This is a genomic window from Williamsia sp. Leaf354, assembly GCF_001424365.1.
GTDB lineage: Bacteria > Actinomycetota > Actinomycetes > Mycobacteriales > Mycobacteriaceae > Williamsia_A.
Genome location: NZ_LMPL01000002.1, coordinates 42,989 through 63,263, shown reverse-complemented (window position 1 = coordinate 63,263; position 20,275 = coordinate 42,989). Strand labels below are relative to the sequence as shown.

Sequence of the window (20,275 nt, the reverse complement as noted above, 5' to 3'; positions counted from 1 at the left end):
GATCCGGTCTAGCCGAATCCGACGACGGGTCGCGGCCGGTAGGGGGCTTCGAGGACCGCGATCTCGTCGTCGTCGAGACGCAGTGTGGTCGCGGCGACGGCGTCGTCGAGGTGGGAGATGGTGCGCGCACCGATGATCGGTGCGGTGACCGCCGACTGGTGCATGACCCACGCGAGCGCGACCTGCGCGCGCGGGACCCCACGGCGGTCGGCGATCGCGGCGACGGCGTCGACGATGGTGCGGTCGTCGTCGGTGTACAGCGTCGAGCCGAAGGCGTCGGTGGAGCTGCGTTCGGTGGTGGTGTCCCAGTCGCGGGTGAGTCGACCGCGGGCGAGCGGGCTCCACGGGATCACCCCGACGCCGGAGTCGAGGCACAGCGGGTGCATCTCCCGCTCCTCTTCGCGGTGGAGCAGGTTGTAGTGGTCCTGCATCGAGATGAAGCGCGTCCATCCGTTGCGTTCGGAGATGTGCAGCGCCTTGGCGAACTGCCACGCGTACATCGACGACGCCCCGATGTAGCGGGCCTTGCCGGCCTTCACCACGTCGTGGAGCGCCTCGAGGGTCTCCTCGATCGGGGTGAGCGGATCCCATCGGTGGATCTGGTAGAGGTCGACGTGGTCGGTGCCGAGTCGTCGGAGGCTGCCGTCGATCTCGGTCATGATCGCCTTGCGGGAGAGCCCGCGTTCGTACGGCGCCTTCCGGCCGTTGTGGAACACCTTGGTGGCGATCACGACGTCGTCGCGGTCGGCGACGTCACGCAGCGCGCGTCCCACGATCTCCTCGCTCGACCCGGCCGAGTACGAGTTGGCGGTGTCGAAGAAGTTGATGCCCGCCTCGAGGGCGTGGGCGATGATGGGTCGCGACTGCTCCTCGGGCAGGGTCCACTCGTGGGTTCCCCGACCGGGTTCGCCGAACGTCATGCAGCCCAGGCTGATCCGCGACACGCGCAGTCCGCTGGTCCCCAGGTTGACGTAGTCCATCGGTTCTCCTTCTAGCGCAGGTGCAGGTCGACGGTGACCGGCGAGTGGTCGCTCGCCGGTGGCTCCCCGGACGGGGTGTCGTGTTTACGCGCGTCGGTCGCGGCGAAATGCGCCGACGCGTAGATGCGGTCGCTGTTGGCGGGTGCACCGGCGGTGGCCTCGGTCAGCCCGGCGGCCGCGAAGCGTTCGTGTTCCTCCGTGAACTCCGATGAGCCGTCGCGGACGTTGAAATCGGCACCGACGATGGTGGGCCCCTGCCACCGGCCGAGGATCTCCGCGACAGGTGCGACCTGACGGGCGGGTTCGTCGACGCCGTCGTGGGGGGAACTGAAATGTCCGGACACGACGCGGATCTCGTTGCCCGCCGGGGTGCGGATCATCGCCTCGCACGCCCCGCGCGGTTGGTACTCGGTGACCGCCCCGAACGGTCGTGGGCGGCGGCCGATCCATCCGCCGATCACCCCGATCCACATGTCGGCGGCCGATCGCAGGCGCCGGCCGGTGCCGTCGCCGAACGGGTCGGAGATCCGGAGTCCGCGGGCGTCGCCGACGGTGATCCCGCCGAAGGTGAGGATCCCCGTCCCTTCGCGGCGGCCGTAGATCTTCTCCGCCGCGGGGGCCATCACCGCGCCGGTGGGCGTGAGTCGACGGGCCAGGCGGGCGAGGGTGTCGGTCCCGTTGGACCGCGCGGCGAAGTCGTCGAGTTCCTGCAGCAGCACGATGTCGGGACGGTGCGCGGCGATGGTGGCCGCGAGGTGGTCGAGCGTCGCGCGGGTCGCGAAGAACTTCCCGGGCCCACCCATCCCGCCGTGGACGTTGAACTCCATCACCCGCAGCGTCTCGGGGACCACGTCGACGATCGGGGTGTCGGTGCGATGCGGGCCGAGGCGCAGTCCGAGGAACTGCGAGACCGCGAACGCCAGCGCGAACCCGCCGACGGCACCCGCGATCGCCGCGGAGACGACGGCCCCGGAGGCGAGGACAGCGATCACGATCCCGATGGCGATGCCGACGATCACCCACCAACCGCGGTCACGGATGCTGGTGCCGACGACGTCGATGAGCCCCGGGCGGTGGTCGTCGACGTCGATGCGCGGGAGTCGCGGGTCCGGCGAGCGCGGGATACGCCGGATCGTGTGGACGGCGACATCGGCGGTGAGCGTCACAGGCCGGGGGCGATCTCGAACTGCACGCGGGCGACCTGGTCGCACACCTCCACGATCTGCGCACGGAACACGTTGTGCACAGGGTCGGTGTCGTACGCCTCGTAGGCGGCGGCGTCGATCCAGTCGTTGGTGATGGCGAAATCCCAACCACCGGCGCGTAGTTCGGCGTCGAGGCCACAGTGGTTGGCCAACACCCCCGGCAGACGCAACGCGGCGATGCCATCGAGGCCCGCCCGGAGCTGCCGTCGGTCGGCCCGCGCCTGCCCGTCGTCGTCGGTCACCCGGAGTCGGCCCACCACCACGTTGCGGATCATGACCCGATTATGGCGGCCACACGCACCACGGTCACGCCACCGACACCCGCCGACGGCTCCCCGAGCGCCATGAGGCGGGCCGGTGCCTCGTCGAGGCCGATCGTCTCGCGCACCAGATCCTGCGGTCGCAGGGTGCCGTCGGCGATCTCGGCGAGCATCGCGGGGTAGGTGTGGGCGGCCATGCCGTGGCTGCCGAGGATCTGCAGTTCTCGCGCGATCACCGCGCCCATCGGCACCGGCGGGGTGTCGTCCGCACCGAGCAGACCGACCTGCACGTGGCGGCCACGCGGTCGGAGGCATCCGAGCGAGGCGCGCATGGTGGTCGGCGCGCCGAACGCGTCGATCGACGCGTCCATGTCGGTCACACCGTCCGCGTCCGAACAGGTCTGCGCCGCACCGAGTTCGGCCGCCCGCACACGACTGCGTTCCGACGGGTCGACGGCGACCACGTGGGCACCACGGGCGGCGGCGATCATCACCGCCGACAGGCCCACTCCCCCACATCCGTGGACCGCGACCCGTTCTCCGGCGCGGACGTCGGCCACCTGGACCACCGCGCGGTAGGCCGTCGCGAAGCGGCATCCCAGCGACGCCGCGGTGTCGAGATCGACGGCGTCGGGAACGGCGACGAGGTTGACGTCGGCGTGGTCGAGGGCGACACGTTCGGCGAACGACCCGTGGTGGGTGAATCCCGGTTGCGTCTGTCGCTCACACACCTGCTGGTCGCCGCGGGCACAGGCCGCGCACTCGCCGCACGCGCACACGAACGGAACGGTCACGCGCGCGCCGACGGTCCAGTTCCGCACGTCGGGGCCGACCTCGACGACGGTCCCCGCGAGTTCGTGGCCGGGGACGTTCGGCAGGGGGATGTCGGGGTCGTGGCCCTGCCAGCCGTGCCAGTCGCTGCGGCACAGGCCGGTCGAGCCGACCGCGACGATCACCCCGTGGGGCGGACAGGGCGGGTCGTCGATCTCCTCGATCGAGACCGGTCCCCCGAAACTGCGGTAGATCGCTGCGCGCACCACCCCAGTGTGCCGGTCAGGTGAAGCTCAGCACCTCGTCGCCCCAGGCCGAGCGGATCGCCCGGTCGAGATCGACGACCACGTCGTCGGTGCTGTCGATGACCAGGGTGGCGCGGTCGTCGCCGTAGGGCGGCCAGGCCGGGTCGCCGTCGAGACCGTCGGGCGTGCCGGAGACGGCGAAGCCGATCCATCGGCGTTGCATCCGCCGCGACACCGCCTCCCCGGTCGCGCGCCCCCCGAGTTTGAAGGTGATGTCCTTCCAGCCGCTGGTGAGGGTGCCGAAGACGTAGGGCAGTTCGGTGGCGTGGGTGGCGCCGATGCGGAACAACCGGAGGATGGTGGTCGCCCAGTCGAACCGGTAGAGGAACACCGGCGCGATCTGGCTGTGGCCGTCGGCGAGCCACACCGTCGGCATACGGAACCCGATGTCGCGGGCCACGGCCTCACCGCGCCCCTTCGCGCGCACGTCGGCGTAGGCCTCGAGCACGACCTCCTCGGTGGGGAGCGGCAGATCGGGTCGCTCCCGCGCGATCTGGGCGAACATCGAGCGGATGGAGTCGCGGGTGATCGGGATGAGCGGCGAGCGCATCAACCGGAACAGTGCGGCCTCGTCCTTGTTGGTGCCGATCATCAGGGGCACAGGGTGGGCACGGTGATCCCGGAGCGCCGTCACCGGATAGTCGGGGACGAGATCGCGGTCGACGACGGGAGCGAAGGCGAGGGTGCCCGGCGAAGTCTTCGGTGTGGCGTCGAACAGGGCGTTGCCCACCTGCGCGATCCGGTCGGCGGGGATCGACAACAGATCGGTGAGGGCGTCGGGTGACACCTCGATGTTCTCGAGGAACTTCTCGGCGATGCCGCGGGCACGGGTGCTGTCGTAGACCGAGGTGGCCGGTGAGCTCTGAGCGATGGCGCGGTGGAAGAGGCCCTCGGCGGCGGGGACGGTCATGAGGGTGGTGACCATCCCGCCGCCGGCGGACTCTCCGAACAGGGTGACCTGGTCCGGGTCGCCACCGAAGGCGGCGATGTTCTCGCGCACCCAGCGCAGTGCGGCGATCACGTCCCGCAGCGCCAGGTTCGACTCGAACCGGTGGTCGGCGGAATCGAAGGACGTCAGGTCCAGGAACCCCAGCGCTCCCAGCCGATAGTTCACGGTCACGACGATGACCTCGCCGCTTGCGGCGAGCGAGGTGCCGTCGTACATCGGCTGGCTCGCGGCACCGAGGACGTAGGCGCCGCCGTGCACCCACACCATCACCGGCCGCGGCGAGTCGGTGTCGGTGTCGGCGGCCCAGATGTTGAGGAACAGGCAGTCCTCGTCGAGGGTGACGCCGTCGCCGAGATCGAAGAACGGCAGCGTCGGCTGGGGCGCCGCCGCACCGAACCGCGTCGCGTCGGCGGGTTCGGTCCACGGGGTCGGCGGTTGCGGTGCTCGCCATCGCAGGTCGCCGACGGGCGGCGCGGCGTAGCGCACGCCCTTCCACGACCGGATGGTCGCCGTCGCCTCGGTGTCGGTGGGTTCGGTGTGGGTGACCGACCCGCGGACGGGTCCGCTGTCGGTCATCACCACGGTGTCGTCGCTCATCGGTCCAGTGTGCCGAACGCCGACGGCACCGAGCGCTCAGCCGGCGAGGTGCCCCCAGCGCGTCTCGAGTTCCCGCCACGCGCCGGTGGCGACGGCCATGCCGTCGACGAGCACGACAACGCGGTCGGCCTGCGCCAATGCCGCCCGCTTCGAGCTCGCCCCGAGGATCGTCATGCCGCGTTCTCGTAAGCCCGCCCACAGCTCCACCTCGGTTGTGGCATCGAGCGCACTCGACACGTCGTCGGCGAGAAGCAGTTCCGGACGCACGGCAAGCGCACGCGCCAACGCCAGTCGCTGGACCTGCCCGCCCGACAGCCGCACGCCCCGATGCCCGATCACGGCGTCGATCCCGCCGGCCGCGGTGACGTCGGGTTCGAGTCGGGCTGCCGCCACGGCGTCGGCGAGGGGACGGTCGTGGTCGAGGGCGATGTTGTCGGCGAAGGTGCCCGACAACACGCGCGGCACCTGGGCGATGTGGGCGACCCGACCCGGCCGCAGGAACGTCTCGACGTCGTCCACCTCGGTGCCGTTCCAGCGGATCGACCCGGTGTGCGCGACGAGTCCGCACAGGCTCGACAGGAGGCTCGACTTGCCCGACCCGACCTGACCGACGAGCAGGACCAACTCCCCCGCCGTCACCGTCAGGTCGACTCCGATCACGCCCCGGGTGCCGTCGTCGTGGACCGCGGTGAGGCCGCGCAGTTCGAGGCTCCGCAGCGGGTCCCGGGGCTCGGCCGGCGCCGCGGGTGCGGTCCCGGCGATGAGGTCGACGCCACCGGGGATGTCCATCAGGTCGGCGCCGCCGGCGAATCCGGCGGTGGCGCGTTGCCACGCTCGGGTGCCCGGCGCCTCGGTGATGACCGCACCGGCCACGCGACCGAAGTAGTCGAAACCCGCGACCGCGCCGGAGACGAGAAGTGCTGTCGCCAGACCCCATCCGCCGAGGAGGTAGATCGTCCAGGCGGCCACCACCCCGACCTGCACCATCACGACCGGGACCCCGATGAGCACCGACTGGACGCGGTGTTCACGCACCGCGGCGTCGACGCGACCGTCGTCGACGCGGGTCAGGTGGGCGTGCACGTCCTCGGTGGCGGCAGCCAGTTTGACCGTGCGCACGCCTTCGAGCGACGAGACGAGAGCGCGCCCGAACCCCGCCCGCGTCGCCGAGGCGGCGGCGGCCGACCGCCCGGCGATGGGCCGTCCGACCACCGACGCCGCGGCGGCGGCGAGCATGACCGCGAGCAGGATCCCGCCGGCGAGCACGCTTCCACCGAGGACCGCGGTCACGACGACCACGAACAGGCCGTTGATGACATCGATCCACCGGTCGCCATAGCGCAGGAAGCGGTCGGAGTCGAGGACACGCGACATCACCTCGCCGGGCGGGGTGCGGGGCAGGCGGTGCGACCGCGTCTGCGCCTCGAGCACCGTCATGCGGATCCGCAGCGACACGGCGGTCCACCACGGGAGGAATCCGCGCAGCGCGGCGGCGAGCACGAACGGAGCGCTCAGCAGCACACCGAGCATCGCGGTGGTGAGACCGATCGGGGTCTGACCGCGCTGCAGGTCCGCGACCAGATGGCCCCACACGAAGCCGGTGAGCGCGCCGCCGGCGCCGACGATCGCGGCGAACGCGAACAGCGCGGTCCCGACCACGCCCCAGCGGGGGTGGGTCACCAGCATCCGTCGGATGCCGCGCGTGAGGCTCGATCCTCCTGCGGTCGGGCGGGGTGTCGGTGGTGTGCCGGTGCGGCGCACCCCGCCGACACCGGGCGAACCGTGGTCCGCCGTGTCGTCGGCACCGCGCGGATCGAGATCGGCGGCATCGAGGAGCCGCCGGAACGGGCCGCTCCCCGACTGCAGGGCCACGCGCGAGCCGTACTCGATGACCCGCCCGCCGTCGAGGACGGCGACGGTGTCGGCACGGGCGACGGTGGTGAGTCGGTGCGCGATGAGGATGCCGGTCCGCTCGGCGAGGAGTCGGTCGGCGGCGTGCACGACCCGCGCCTCGGTGACGGGATCCATCCGGGCGGTGGCCTCGTCGAGTACCACCACGCGTACGTCACGGACCAGGAGTCGCGCGAAGGCGACGAGTTGTTCCTCGCCCGCGGACAGCCGGGTACCGCCGGGCCCGAGGACGGTGTCGATCCCGGCGGGCAACCCGGCCACCCAGTCGTCGACTTCGAGGTCGGCCAGGGCGTCGCGCACGCGATCGCGTGAGGTGTCGGCGAACAGTGCGATGTTCTCGGCCAGCGTGCCGGCGATGATCTCGGTGCGCTGGGTGACGACACCGACCGACGACCGCAGGTCGTGGAGGTCGAGGTCGCAGACGTCGACGCCACCGACGAACAACGTTCCCCGCGGCGGGTCGACCGCTCGGGAGACCAGCGAGGCCAGTGTCGACTTGCCCGACCCCGTGCGGCCCACCAGCGCGCAGGTCTGTCCCGCGTCCACCACGAGATCGACGTCCGAGAGCACGGTCGGTCCGTCGGAGTAGGCGAACGACAGTCCGCGCACGGCGATGTCGACCGGACCGTCGGGCAGCGTCGCGCCACCGGTCGGCTCCGGGGTGGCGTCGAGGACCTGGCGCAGACGCACCACCGCGCCCATGCCGGCCTGGAGTTCGGGCAGATGCCGGGCGAGCTGGTTGATCTGGCCGATGAGTCCGGAGCTGACGAGGTACAGCGTGATGAGGCGGGCGACGTCGAGATCGCCGTCGGCGACGAGCGCCACTCCGGCGACCACCACGCCGCCGAGCAGTACGTACAGCAGCCCGCCGGCACGCATGGTGATGCGTGTCTCGGCGACGATGACGCGCCGGAACCTGCGGCTGATCTCGGCGGAGAGTTCGGCACAGCGTCGGACGAGGTAGGCCTGCCCGCCGCTGGTGCGGAGGTCGTCGGCGGCGGCGAGACCCTCCTCCATGGCCGCGGCGTGATCGGTCCAGGCGATCTCCTCGGACACCTTCCGTGCGCGCAGCTCGGTCAGCAACGGTCGGATCGAGAACAGGATGAGTGGACCCATCACCGGGAAGATGATGAACGCCGGCCACCAGGTGAGCCCGGCGACGATCAGCATCGGAACCGTCCCGACAACGGTGCGCAGGGCGTCCCACACCTGCAGGCGCACCAGCGTGCCCACCTCATGGGTGTCGTCGTCGACGCGGTCGAGCACCTCGCCCACCGCCTGCTCGGAGAGCCGGTCGAGTGGTTGGCGCAGAGCCGCGCTCAGGAGGTCGCCGCGCAGCTCACCCTCGGCCCGATCGGCGCACCCGGCCCACACGGTGCGGCCGGCGGTGTCGAGAAGGGCGTATCCGAGGAGACATCCGGCCAGGGCCATCACGAGCGTCCACCCGGGATCGGCGGCGACGCGTCCGATTACGACGGTGCCCGATGCCTGCAGGATCGCGGCGACGGTCAGCGCGACGAGCGCCGCCCCGGTCGCGGGACGCGCCAACCGACGCCACGAGACCGGGCGCGCCGCGGCCACGACAGAGCCCACCCGCGCCGGCGCGGCGCGGGTGGGCTGGGGGGTCGTGGTGGCGGTCATCGTTAGAAACGCTACGCACCGCCACCGACGGTCGGCACCTCATTTTCGGCGCCGGAGAGCCGTCAGCTCAGATCTGCACGCGTCCACTGGTTGTCGAACTCGAGCCCGCTGCGCACGAAGAGCTGGGTGACGGGGCAACGACGTTCGATCTCGGAGACGAAGGTCGAGAACTGCTCGTCGGTGGCGTCGGTCTCGACGGTGGCGCGCACCGACACCTTGTCGAAGTTGGCGTTGCCCTCCTCGCCCTTGACGAGCACGAGGGTGTCGAGGTCGCCCTGCACCGTGAAGGAGAACTTGCCCAGCGTGATGCCGAGGTCCTTGGCGACGAGAGCGGCGGTCACCTGGTTGCACGAGGTGAGCGAGCCGAGGGCGTAGAACAGCGGGCTGGGCGCTTCGTCCTTGCCGCCGAACGCGGGGTACGCGTCGGTCTCGAAGACGTGCTTGTTGTCGCCCTGGGAGGTGAGCGTCTGCGCGACGCCGGTCCCCTCGGCCTCGATCACGAACGGCACAACGCTGGCGCGGATGGTGGAAGTCATGAGAGTCACGGTCGTCGCGGGCCGCTGACCTGTCCAGATTTGCGATCCTCAGGATCGAAATACGGATGAACGGGAATCGTGTCGTCCCATGGCTGCGCGGTCGCCATGTCGGCCACGCGGACGAACCCGCGCTCGAACTCGCCCACCGCCGGATCCACCAGCCGGTACTCCTGCCGCTGACGGTGGATGGGCTGGGCGTCGAGCAGGACGATGCGTACCTCTCCCGGCTCGAACGCACAGCGGGCCTGCAGTGCGGCGATCAGCTGCTCGCTGTGCATGTGGCCGTCACCGAAATTCCAACCGATGGCGGTGCTGCAGATGCGCTCACCGTCGGTGAGCACGTAGTCGCTCTCGTCGAGACCCGCCATGGCGCGATGGGCGAGGGTGAACAGGGCACGACCATGGGTGTTGAAGGCGCGGAACGCATATCCCATGTACAGCGGGATCTGCATGGCGTCGCCGGCGCCGTAGACCCGCTCGAGTTGGGAGGCGGGCATCGCCGCGATGGCGACCAGGTTGGCCTCCATCTTCGCCGCCGCCGACGGCTTCATGCACCACATCCCGGTGTCCCAGTTCCCGGCGTAGTACCGCATCCCCGGCAGGAACGACACCTTGCGCGGGAACAGGTTGCCGATCACCACGGTGCCCGCCGAGACGACCGCGAGCGCGATCACCCACCACGGAGACGCGAGGTCACCGAGCCCGACGTCGGCGTGGCCGACGAACAGAGCGAGGACGCCGAACATCATGAAGACGTTCCACTCCAGGGGAACCCCCATCGGGATCGCCGAGAGGATCCCGAAATGGAACACGAGCATCACCACCGCGGCCACCGCTGTCGGCCAACCGCCGCCGGAGAAGAACAGCACCAGGGGGACCGCCATCTCGATCACCGTGCTCAGGTGCGCGATCGTGCGTGCCGGCCGACCCGGTCGAAGATCGTCGGGGAAGTGCTCGAAGAACGCTCGCTTGATGAACCGGGGCCGCAGGATCGGGTTGTTCGACATCATCGTCGACACCACGAACGGGAAGTGCCGGTTGAGTTTCGAGGTCGCCGCCCCGACCCAGATGATGAGGAACACGATCTTCGCCGCGACGATGGCGTCGACCGTCGCGAACAGGAACGTGACCGTCAGCGCGGCGTAGACCTCTCCGCGCGCGGCGAGAAAGATCGTCTTGTCGCGCAGCGCGGCTGCTCCCAGCACCACCAGGATCACCGCGATCAGCCAGCGCGGCGGCTCGGTCACGATCAGCGCCGCCAGCAACGACACCAGCAGAGCCGCGTAGAGCGCGACGTCGACGGGGCGGCGCTCGTCGCCCCGGGTGAGCGGGATCCGGCGCGGCCAGGGAGGCAGCCGGATGGTGCCCGGACGCAGCCAGTAGAGGATCGACCCGATCGGTGGGTAGAAGCGATTGTTCAGCGGTCCGAAACCACACCCGAGTCCGACGACCTCGAACAGCATCGTGAACAGCACGACCTTCGCGAACACGACCGGCTCGTCGCACCACCCGCGGACGTCGGTCAGCCCTCCCACGTCGGAGGTGCCGACCGACAGCAGCCACGCGGCGACCACGTAGGCGAGCACCTTGATCACGTAGAACAGGTGCAGCGCCACCGGAGTGCCGAACCCCACCTCGGCCCAGTGCCGCGCCATCGGCACGATCTTCTCCGCGCGCGTGCCCGTCTTCCAGGTGGCCAGGTCGACGTCCGGGGTGGTCTGCGTCAGGAATCCCACCCGGCGACGCTAACAAACCAAGCGCTCGCTTGGTTCGCTATCGGCCGGTCAGGCTCCGACGTACGCGGCGAGATGCTCGCCGGTGAGCGTCGACCGGTCGGCGACGAGATCGGCCGGTGTCCCCTCGAACACGATGCGACCACCGTCGTGGCCGGCTCCCGGCCCGAGGTCGATGATCCAGTCGGCGTGCGCCATCACCGCCTGATGGTGCTCGATCACGATCACCGACTTCCCCGACTCGACGAGCCGGTCGAGCAGGCCGAGCAACTGTTCGACGTCGGCGAGATGCAGCCCGGTGGTCGGCTCGTCGAGGACGTAGATCCCGCCCTTGCCCGCCATGTTGGTGGCGAGCTTCAGTCGCTGCCGCTCCCCTCCGGACAAGGTGGTCAGCGGTTGACCGAGCTTGATGTAGCCCAGTCCGACGTCGGAGAGACGTTCGAGGATCTTGTGCGCCGCCGGTGTCGCGGCCGGCCCGGACCCGAAGAACTCGGTCGCCTCGGCCACCGACATCGCGAGCACCTCGCTGATGTCGCGGTCACCGAGGTGGTACTCGAGCACCTCGGCCATGAACCGACGGCCCTCGCACAGTTCGCAGGTGGTGGCGACGCCCGCCATCATGGCGAGGTCGCTGTAGATCACCCCGTTGCCGTTGCAGGTCGGGCAGGCACCCTCGGAATTCGCGCTGAACAGAGCGGGTTTCACGCCGTTGGCCTTCGCGAAGGCCTTGCGGATGGGGTCGAGCAGACCGGTGTACGTGGCGGGATTGGACCGTCGCGAGCCGCGGATGGGGCTCTGGTCGACCGACACCACGTCGTCGAGTCCCGACAGCGAACCGTGGATCAGCGAACTCTTGCCCGAACCGGCGACACCGGTCACCACCACCAGCACGCCCAGCGGGACGTCGACGTCGACCGACAACAGGTTGTGGGAATCGGCGCCCCGGATCTCGATCACCTCGGTGTGCTCGCGCACCGTGTCCTTCAGCGACGCACGGTCGTCGAAATGCCGTCCCGTGACGGTGTCGCTGGAGCGCAACCCGTCGACGGTGCCCTCGAAACACACCGTGCCGCCGCTCGATCCGGCCCCGGGACCGAGATCGACGATGTGATCGGCGATGGCGATGGTCTCCGGCTTGTGCTCCACCACCAACACGGTGTTGCCCTTGTCGCGCAGGCGGATCAGGAGGTCGTTCATGTTGGCGATGTCGTGCGGGTGCAGACCGGTGGTCGGCTCGTCGAACACATAGGTCACGTCGGTCAACGACGACCCGAGGTGCCGGATCATCTTGGTGCGCTGCGCTTCACCGCCGGACAGCGTCCCCGCCGGTCGGTCGAGGCTGAGGTAGCCGAGTCCGATCTCGACGAACGAGTCGAGGGTCTCCCCCAGTGACTCGATCAGCGGCGCGACGGCGGCGTCGCTGATCCCGCGGACCCAGACCGCGAGGTCGCTGATCTGCATGGTGCACGCGTCGGCGATGGACTTCCCCGCGATCTTCGACGAACGCGCGCCTTCGTTCAGGCGGGTGCCGTCGCAGTCGGGGCAGGTGGCGAAGGTGACGGCGCGTTCGACGAAGGCGCGGATGTGCGGCTGCATGGCGTCGACGTCCTTGGACAGCATCGACTTCTGGATCTTGGGGATGATCCCCTCGTAGGTGAGGTTGATGCCCTCGACCTTGATCTTCGTCGGCTCCTTGTAGAGCAGGTCGTCGAGTTGTCGCTTGGTGAACGTCGCGATCGGCTTGTCGAAGGGAAAGAAGCCACAGCCGGCGAAGATCCGTCCGTACCACCCGTCCATCGTGTAGCCGGGGATGGTCAGCGCTCCGTCCTGCAACGACTTCGCGTCGTCGTAGAGGGCGGTGAGGTCGATGTCGTTGACCGAGCCGCGTCCCTCGCAGCGGGGGCACATGCCGCCGGTGATGGTGAAGCTGGCGCGCTTCTTCACGTCGCGACCGCCGCGGGTGACGTTGACGGCCCCGGCGCCGCTGACCGAGGCAACGTTGAACGAGAACGCCTGCGACGAACCGACATACGGCTTCCCCAGGCGGCTGAACAGGATCCGCAGCATGGCGTTGGCGTCGGTCGCGGTGCCGACAGTCGACCGTGGGTCGGCGCCCATCCTCTGTTGGTCGACGATGATGGCGGTGGTCAGTCCGTCGAGGAGATCCACATCGGGGCGGGCCAGGGTCGGCATGAACCCCTGCAGGAACGCGCTGTAGGTCTCGTTGATCATCCGCTGCGATTCCGCGGCGATGGTCGCGAACACCAGCGAACTCTTGCCCGAGCCGGACACGCCGGTGAACACGGTGAGGCGGCGCTTGGGGATCACGACATCGACGTCGCGCAGGTTGTTCTCCCGCGCCCCCTGCACCCGGATCAGGTCGTGGCTGTCGGCGACGTGCGCGGTGGACGCGGGGGGCATGGGGGCTCCTACTTTGCGGTCAACGGTGATACAGATCGCCAGAACCACACGCGTAGCGCGGATGAGACGCCGCGAACTGAAAACTTCACGATCGTACGCATTGGGTTGGCGACTAGCTCTCAACGAACTTAACTGAATAGGCGGTGTTGCAAAAGGGGTCGATCAGTCGCGGGAATCACTATCCGCTGTGAAATTTTCCCGAATGTATATGAGAAACTGCCGCTCTTCATTTAGCTCAAGTTTCGACCTAACGACCCAAGCGACAAACGAATTGATAAAGTCACGCTGAGTCAACTCCCACGCAACCACCCACAAGTCAGCGAGAAGAACGAGAGTCAAAGCTGAGTCTTGTCGCCGATCCCAGCTTACGTTTATCCTGCCAAGGCCATCATCACCGACTTCGAATGCTGCCAGGTGCTGCTCGTAACCCGGATGAGTAAACTTGCATAACATTCCGTACATTCTGCCTGCGTATCCCACGACGCTTTTCAACTCCCCCACCGAACCCGATGCGGAGATCTTCTTTAGCGCATCCACCGATTCCGCCTTCGACGCTGACACCGACCATGCGATTTGTTCGAGAACTTGGCGAGCGACGGCGTCTCCCTCGTAATTGAGGCCAAGGCTGTAAAGGACGTGGGCCGCCAGCAGGCTGGTCTGTAGCCGCTGCAGAGCGACTGCAGACGCGAACACTCCAACGGATGGTTCCCCTCCTGCTTTTCCGTCCATACTTTCAATCGACGCGGAAATATGACGGCGTGCTGCGCGGAAGGATTCGGAAAGGACATTCTTTTCCGCTGGGAGATTGTTCCTCGCCGCCACATACTTGCGACGGGCATAGTCGACGCTCGACAACCTCGCCCCAGCCGCAACTGTTACAGCGACAATATTCTCGACGACCCCGTCCATTACGTGAAGGTTCGCCGGAAAAATGATGGCACCGCCACCGATCACCTGAACGGCATCAAAGTCCTCTAGCGTCTTCAAAACCGCCGCTGTGGGGTTGAAGGCACTATCGATCCAATCCGAATCCACCTGTCCAGCGTAGCGAGCTCGGGGGTCAGGCGCTGTCGGGCGGGGAGTCGATCGCTCGCAGACACCTATGCCGGGCCACGCCATCCCAGCGCCGGCCCGAGGCGCGTCGCAATGTCGGTGATGATCTGGACGTAGTCATCGGGCTCGAACGAGAACGGGAGGGCGAAGGCGACCTCGGTGGCGCGCTGGAATCCTGCGTGCTCGTACAGGCGGGCGGCGATCTCGTCGGACGGTCCGACGAGATCGGGCGCGAACACCATCCCTCGCGGTCCCTGCGGTTCGAGTGTCCGGGCGAACCGGCTCTCCGCGTAGGCCTCGTAGCGGCGGATCTGATCGGGGGTCGCGGTGTCGGTGGGGATCACCACGAGCCCCTGCGACACCCGCGCGCGTGACGGATCGGGATGCGCGGCGCGGTAGGCGTCGATGTGCTCGGCCTGGATGGTCGCGAAATCCCGTGCCGGGCCGCCCTCGGTGAACACCACCGACGAGGTCAGATAGTTGAGTTGCTGCTCACCGGCCCAGGTCGCCGAACCCAGACCGCCGCCGTACCAGACGCGGTCGGCGAGGCCGGGCGAGTGCGGTTGCACGCGCCGCGAGAACGACTCGATCCCCACGGTGCCCTCGAAGTCGCTCACCGGATCGCCGCGCAGGCAACGCAGCAGGCGCAGCACGCGCTCCTTCGAGAAGTCCTCGACGTCGTGTGTGTCGGGATAGAGCACGTGCCGGTAGTCGTCGTAGCGCATGGGGGTACCCACCGACACACCCGGATTGACACGTCCGTTCGACAGCACGTCGACCGTGGCGAGGTCTTCGGCCAGGCGGAACGGGTTCTCGAGTCCGAGCGGGATGACCGCGGTGCCGAGTTCGATCCGCGAGGTGACCATCGCCGCGGCGGCCATCACCGCGACCGGCGAGGAGATGCCGTACTGCAGGTGCCGGTCGCGCAGCCACACCGAGTCGAAACCCAGATCCTCGGCACGCCGGATAGTGTCGATCGTCTCCAGGTGCCCGTCGCGCGGCGACGACTCGGCGAACCGCCCGATCGTCAGGAATCCGAGCTTGGTCAGTGCGGTTCCCTCGCCGGGCATGGCCGACCCCCTGTTCTCACGCGGTTCAGGGGAACCAGTGTGCCCGGTCACGACCCCGGGCGCCCGCATCGGTTCGCTTTGACTGACGCGCTCGGGTTCGGCACCATCGCCGACGGCGAGTCCTCTCGCCGCATTCGTGTCCCCGACCTCGACCCACCCATGACCTCACCACTGCATACTGCGAAGACCATGACTCGTGAACCCGGTACCGAGCTGGCCCCCGTGGCCGCAGGCTCAGCGCACGTACACGTCCACCTCCCGCATGTGTCGCCGATCGCCGAGGCGCGCCGTGTCGGCATCACCGCCTTCCAACTGGCACGCGGCGTCGGTGAGGTGGCTGTCGGTTTCCGGTCCCGCAAGCCGTTGCCCGAACGTGCGGCCCGAGAGGTCCGCGACGTCTTCGAGCGGCTGGGACCCACGTATGTGAAGCTCGGGCAGCTCATCGCCTCGAGCCCGGGTGTGTTCACCCCGGCGTTGTCGCGGGAGTTCGAGACCCTGCTCGACAGAGTGGCCCCCGCACCGATCGCCGTGATCGAGAAGGTGCTCACCGATGCGTTCGGTGCCCCGCCGTCGCAGGTGTTCGCGGAGTTCGACGCCGTGCCGATCGCGTCGGCGTCGATCGCGCAGGTCCACACCGCGACGCTGCACAGCGGCGAACGGGTCGTGGTGAAGGTGCAGCGGCCCGGTATCGCCACCCGACTCGCCGCCGACGTCGCGATCCTGGAGAGGCTCGCCGATCTGCTCGAACTGTCGCCGTACGGTCGGATGCTCAGCGCGCGCAACGTGGTCGACGACTTCGCGACCGGCCTCGACGCCGAACTCGACTTCCGCAACGAGGCGCAGGCGATGGACGAGTTCGTCGCGGGTCTCGCCGACACACCGTTCGCCGATCGCGTGCGGGTCCCGACCGTGCACCACGAGTTCACCACCGGTGAGGTGCTCACGATGGAGTACGTCGATGCCATCCGCATCGACGACGCGCGCGCCGTACGCGGCGCGGGCCACGACGGCACCGCGCTGGTGCGCAATCTGCTGCTGGTCTTCCTCGAGTCGGCCTTCCACGGCGGCCTCTTCCACGGCGACCTGCACGCGGGCAACGTCCTCGTCGACTCCGACGGCAAACTCGTGCTGCTCGACTTCGGGATCGTCGGACGCTTCACCCCCCGCACCCGTCGCATCATGCGGCGCCTGGTCGGTGACCTGATGGTGCGCAACGACTACGAGGCCGCCGGCCGGGCCCTGTTCACCCTGGGCGCGGTCCGCAACCCGGGCAGCACCCGCGAGGGCGCGAAGGACATGCGACGGTTCACCGCACCCATCGCGGGCAAAGACCTCGCGGGGATGTCGTACACGGCGCTGGGCACCCAGCTCGCCACGCTGGCCAAGGCCTACGACCTGCGGCTGCCGCGTGAGCTGGTGCTGGTCGGCAAGCAGCTCCTCTACGTCGAGAAGTACATGAAGCTGCTGGCCCCGCAGTGGCGGGCGCTCACCGACAAGGAGCTCTTCACCTACATGAAGGCCCTGCTCACCGAGGACGAGCCGAGGCGCTGATCCGGGACGGTCGCGGGCTCGGGTAAGTTCTGCCCCGACGTCGGTGTGCTCCCGGTCGTCTCGTTTCTCCGGGAGCACCGCAAGAGGGAATCCGGTGCGAGTCCGGAACTGCCCCGCAGCGGTGATCGGGAACGACGCGACAGCAATGCACTGGCCCCGGCCGGGAAGCAGTCGCCGGTAGGTGGCATCGAGACAGATGCCGTGCCCGAGAGTCCGAAGACCTGCCGCCGTTGGTCGCGTCGGACGATGCGACCGCTCATCGGCCTCGTGGGATATGGCCGGTGCGGCGCCTCGTGATCCTGTCGTGGCTGTCTGCACCCCTTTTCCGCACAGACGGAAAGGGATCGGATGCAGGTACGCGGTCGCCCCGGTGTCGGCACGGCCGTCGTGGTGTCCCTGCTCGTGCTCGCCGCCGTCTCCGTGGTGGGGATGATCGTCGGCAGCGTGCACATTCCCGCGTCCGACGCGGTGCGCTATCTGTGGGCCGATGTCGTCGGCGGCACCATCGCCCCGCAGGACGTCCCGGGCTACCGAGTCGTGACCGATTCCCGACTCCCCCGGGTCCTCACGTCGATCTTCGTCGGCGCCGGGCTCAGTGTCGTCGGGGTCGTGGTGCAGGCGCTGGTCCGTAACGCCCTGGCCGACCCGTACATCCTCGGTATCTCCTCGGGCGCGTCGGTGGGCGCGACCGCCGTGGTGTTGTTCGGCGCCCTCGGCGGACTCGGACTCTATGCGCTGCCGTCGGCGGCGTTCCTCGGCGCTTTGGGCGCCACGGTCATCGTGCTCGTGCTGGCCCGCGGCGCAGGCGGTCTCGAACCGACCCGACTGGTTCTCATGGGAACCGCACTGGGCTACGGGTTCTCGGCCATCACGACGGTTCTCGTGTTCCTCGCGCCCGCCGGCGACGCCGCGCGCAGCGTGATGTTCTGGCTGCTGGGCAGTCTCGCCGCGGCCACATGGTACTCAGTGTGGTTGGTCGGCACGGTGTCGGTGGTCGGCGTGGTGCTCGCGAGCGCGTGCGCCCGTCACCTCAACGCCCTGTCGATGGGCGATGATGTCGCGGCCAGTGTCGGCATCCATCCCGGCCGATTCCGCCTGGCGCTGTTCGTGGTGTCGGCCGTCATCGTCGGCGTCATCGTGTCCGTCTGCGGCGCAATCGGGTTCGTCGGCCTGATCATGCCGCACGTGACACGGTTGCTCGTCGGCGCCGACCACCGCCGCGTGCTCCTGCTCAGCCCCGTGCTCGGTGCGGTGTTCGTGGTGGTCGCCGACATCGTTTCCCGCACCCTGGTTCCGCCGTACGAGTTGCCGATCGGCGCCATCACCGCCGCGGTCGGGGTGCCGGTGTTCGTGGCACTGATGCGCCGCCGCGACCGGGTGACGACATGACAGGCGACCCGGATGCCACCTCAGCGACACCGGCCGTCGCCTACCGCGACGTGTCGATCCGCCTGGGCGACACCGAGATCGTGCACGACCTGTCGCTGTCGGTGTCCGACGGTGGGTTCCTCGGCGTCATCGGGCCGAACGGCAGCGGGAAATCGACGATACTGCGCTGCCTGTTCCGAGCCCTGTCCCCGTCGGGCGGCCAGGTCACCGTGCACGGCACCGACATCGTCGCGACGTCGCTGCGCGACAACGCCCGTCAGGTCGCCGCGCTCACCCAATCCTCGGCAGTCACCCTCGATTTCACGGTCGCCGAGGTGGTGGCCACCGGTCGACTACCCCACATCCGCCTCCTTCGGTCGCCCACTGCCGCCGATCGCGAGATCTGCGAGCGCGCCATGATCGATGCCGGGATAGGAGGTTTCGGGCGCCGACGGTTCGCCGAGCTCTCCGGAGGAGAGTCCCAGCGGGTCCTCATCGCGCGCGCCTTCGCCCAAAAGACCCGCGTGTTGGTCCTCGACGAACCCACCAACCATCTCGACATACGTCACCAGTTCGCGGTGCTCGAGGCGGCCCGCGCGCGGGGCATCACCGTGATCGCCGCACTGCACGACCTGAACATCGCCGCCCAGTTCTGCACCGAACTCGTCGTCGTCTCCGACGGGCGCATCGTGCGCCGCGGGACCCCGGCCGACGTCCTCACCACCGACACCATCACCCGCTTCTTCGGTATCGGGTGCCACATCGTCACCCATCCACGCCTGCGCGTTCCGCAGATCATCTTCGACGAAGGAACCCCCCGATGACACGACGCTTCCTGGCTCGCGCCGCACTGGCGCTCACCACGGCACTCACGATCGGTGGGTGCGGCGCCACGGTTTCCGACCCCGCCGCACCGACCTCGTCCGGTGCGGCGGTCACGGTCGCCAATTGCGGTGCACCGCTGACGGTTCCGTCACGCCCGACCAAGGTGCTCACCAACGACACCGGCATCACCGAGATGATGTTCGCGTTGGGGCTGCAGGACCGGATGGTCGGTTACACCACCTACGAGGGCAAGGAACGTGACATCGCATCGTCGCCGTGGCGATCGGAGTTCGCATCGACGCCCTCGCTCGGCACGGCCTTCACCCGCGAGGTGATCCAGAAGGCGGCGCCCGACTTCGTGTTCGCCGGATGGAACTACGGCTTCAAGGAGTCGACCGGCGTGACGCCGGCTTGGATCTCGACGATCGGTGCGACGCCGTATCAGTTGACCGAGGCGTGCCGACAGCGCGGATCGACCCGACGCGGCATCACCCGTCCGCTCGACGCGCTCTACGACGACCTCACCAACCTCGGCCGGATCTTCAGTGTCGAGGACCGCGCCTCGGCCCTGATCGCCGGGTACAAACGCGAGGTCGCCCAGGCCGCCGCCACCGCGCCGACAGCCGATCGCCGAGCCCGTGTCCTGCTGTTCGACAGCGCCGACCCTGCCCCGTTCACCTCCGGACGCAACGCCGCGCCCGACGAGATCATCGCCGAGGCGGGTGGCACGAACGTCTTCTCGCAACTGGACGACTCGTGGACGTCGGTGTCCTGGGAGGCCGCCGCACAGGACGATCCGCAGGTGATCGTCATCGTCGACTACGGCGCGGGACAGGCGAACACGGTCGCGGCCAAGACCGCCCAGCTGCGCGCCCAACCCCTCATGGCCGGGACCACAGCAATCCGTGAGGACAACATTTTGTCGTTCCCCTACGCCGCCCTGGTCGAGAGTCCGCGCAATCCGGCGACCATCACCGCCCTGGCCACCTATCTGCGCAGTCGGGGGCACTGAATCGGTTCCTGCCGGTGGTGACGAGTTCCAGGTGTCGGTGACGACCGTGATGCCCGACCACGACACGACGTCGATCGAGAACACCGC

General features: G+C 68.8%; 15 protein-coding genes and 1 riboswitch. Of the genes, 4 read left to right on the top strand and 11 right to left on the bottom strand.

The annotated features are described in order from the left end of the window. Window positions 1-8: 8 nt before the first annotated feature. From ASG12_RS08350 to ASG12_RS08305, 11 genes are all read right to left on the bottom strand, one after another. Complete coding sequence (locus tag ASG12_RS08350) at window positions 9-980, bottom strand: aldo/keto reductase (protein WP_055788067.1); 972 nt, start codon at window positions 978-980, stop codon at window positions 9-11. Window positions 981-991: 11 nt separating this feature from the next. Further along, window positions 992-2,146 (bottom strand): endonuclease/exonuclease/phosphatase family protein, encoded by a 1,155-nt coding sequence (locus ASG12_RS08345; protein ID WP_055788065.1) that lies wholly within the window; start codon window positions 2,144-2,146, stop codon window positions 992-994. Beyond that, the gene (locus ASG12_RS08340; RefSeq protein WP_045822906.1) at window positions 2,143-2,460 is read right to left on the bottom strand and encodes a Dabb family protein; all 318 of its coding nucleotides are present in this window, start codon (window positions 2,458-2,460) and stop codon (window positions 2,143-2,145) included. The genes ASG12_RS08345 and ASG12_RS08340 overlap by 4 nt, the downstream gene beginning before the upstream one ends. Continuing rightward, a complete protein-coding gene (locus ASG12_RS08335) occupies window positions 2,457-3,482 on the bottom strand; it encodes an alcohol dehydrogenase catalytic domain-containing protein (RefSeq protein ID WP_055789340.1) in 1,026 nt (341 codons plus the stop codon). Before ASG12_RS08335 ends, ASG12_RS08340 begins: the two co-directional genes overlap by 4 nt. A gap of 16 nt (window positions 3,483-3,498) precedes the next feature. Continuing rightward, window positions 3,499-5,067 (bottom strand): carboxylesterase/lipase family protein, encoded by a 1,569-nt coding sequence (locus ASG12_RS08330; RefSeq protein ID WP_055788062.1) that lies wholly within the window; start codon window positions 5,065-5,067, stop codon window positions 3,499-3,501. Between the two features lie 36 nt (window positions 5,068-5,103). Further along, window positions 5,104-8,619 carry an ATP-binding cassette domain-containing protein gene (locus tag ASG12_RS08325; protein ID WP_055788059.1) on the bottom strand — a complete coding sequence of 1,172 codons (3,516 nt, stop codon included), beginning with the start codon at window positions 8,617-8,619 and terminating at the stop codon, window positions 5,104-5,106. 62 nt (window positions 8,620-8,681) lie between these two features. Continuing rightward, window positions 8,682-9,155, bottom strand: a complete 474-nt coding sequence (locus tag ASG12_RS08320) for an OsmC family protein (RefSeq protein ID WP_055788057.1) — start codon at window positions 9,153-9,155, stop codon at window positions 8,682-8,684. 5 nt (window positions 9,156-9,160) lie between these two features. Next, the gene (locus ASG12_RS08315) at window positions 9,161-10,891 is read right to left on the bottom strand and encodes a DUF3556 domain-containing protein (RefSeq protein ID WP_055788054.1); all 1,731 of its coding nucleotides are present in this window, start codon (window positions 10,889-10,891) and stop codon (window positions 9,161-9,163) included. Between the two features lie 48 nt (window positions 10,892-10,939). Then, window positions 10,940-13,309, bottom strand: coding sequence for an ATP-binding cassette domain-containing protein (locus tag ASG12_RS08310; RefSeq protein ID WP_055788052.1), 2,370 nt, complete (start codon window positions 13,307-13,309; stop codon window positions 10,940-10,942). Window positions 13,310-13,471: 162 nt separating this feature from the next. Continuing rightward, window positions 13,472-14,344: a hypothetical protein gene (locus ASG12_RS21650; protein ID WP_156378027.1), complete on the bottom strand. Its 873-nt coding sequence runs from the start codon at window positions 14,342-14,344 to the stop codon at window positions 13,472-13,474. A gap of 65 nt (window positions 14,345-14,409) precedes the next feature. Next, window positions 14,410-15,432, bottom strand: a complete 1,023-nt coding sequence (locus ASG12_RS08305; RefSeq protein ID WP_055788048.1) for an LLM class flavin-dependent oxidoreductase — start codon at window positions 15,430-15,432, stop codon at window positions 14,410-14,412. Window positions 15,433-15,621: 189 nt separating this feature from the next. Here ASG12_RS08305 and ASG12_RS08300 point away from each other — a divergent pair, with 189 nt between their 5' ends. The 4 genes from ASG12_RS08300 to ASG12_RS08285 all read left to right on the top strand — a co-directional run bounded on the left by ASG12_RS08300 (window position 15,622) and on the right by ASG12_RS08285 (window position 20,188). Further along, on the top strand, window positions 15,622-16,983 hold the full coding sequence (locus ASG12_RS08300) for an ABC1 kinase family protein (protein WP_082501876.1): 1,362 nt from the start codon (window positions 15,622-15,624) through the stop codon (window positions 16,981-16,983). A 24-nt stretch (window positions 16,984-17,007) separates the two neighbouring features. Further along, window positions 17,008-17,226: riboswitch (cobalamin riboswitch) on the top strand. 105 nt (window positions 17,227-17,331) lie between these two features. After that, window positions 17,332-18,372, top strand: a complete 1,041-nt coding sequence (locus ASG12_RS08295; RefSeq protein WP_055788045.1) for a FecCD family ABC transporter permease — start codon at window positions 17,332-17,334, stop codon at window positions 18,370-18,372. After that, on the top strand, window positions 18,369-19,175 hold the full coding sequence (locus tag ASG12_RS08290; protein ID WP_055788044.1) for an ABC transporter ATP-binding protein: 807 nt from the start codon (window positions 18,369-18,371) through the stop codon (window positions 19,173-19,175). Before ASG12_RS08295 ends, ASG12_RS08290 begins: the two co-directional genes overlap by 4 nt. Beyond that, a complete protein-coding gene (locus ASG12_RS08285) occupies window positions 19,172-20,188 on the top strand; it encodes an ABC transporter substrate-binding protein (RefSeq protein ID WP_055788041.1) in 1,017 nt (338 codons plus the stop codon). The genes ASG12_RS08290 and ASG12_RS08285 overlap by 4 nt, the downstream gene beginning before the upstream one ends. Window positions 20,189-20,275 lie beyond the last annotated feature (87 nt).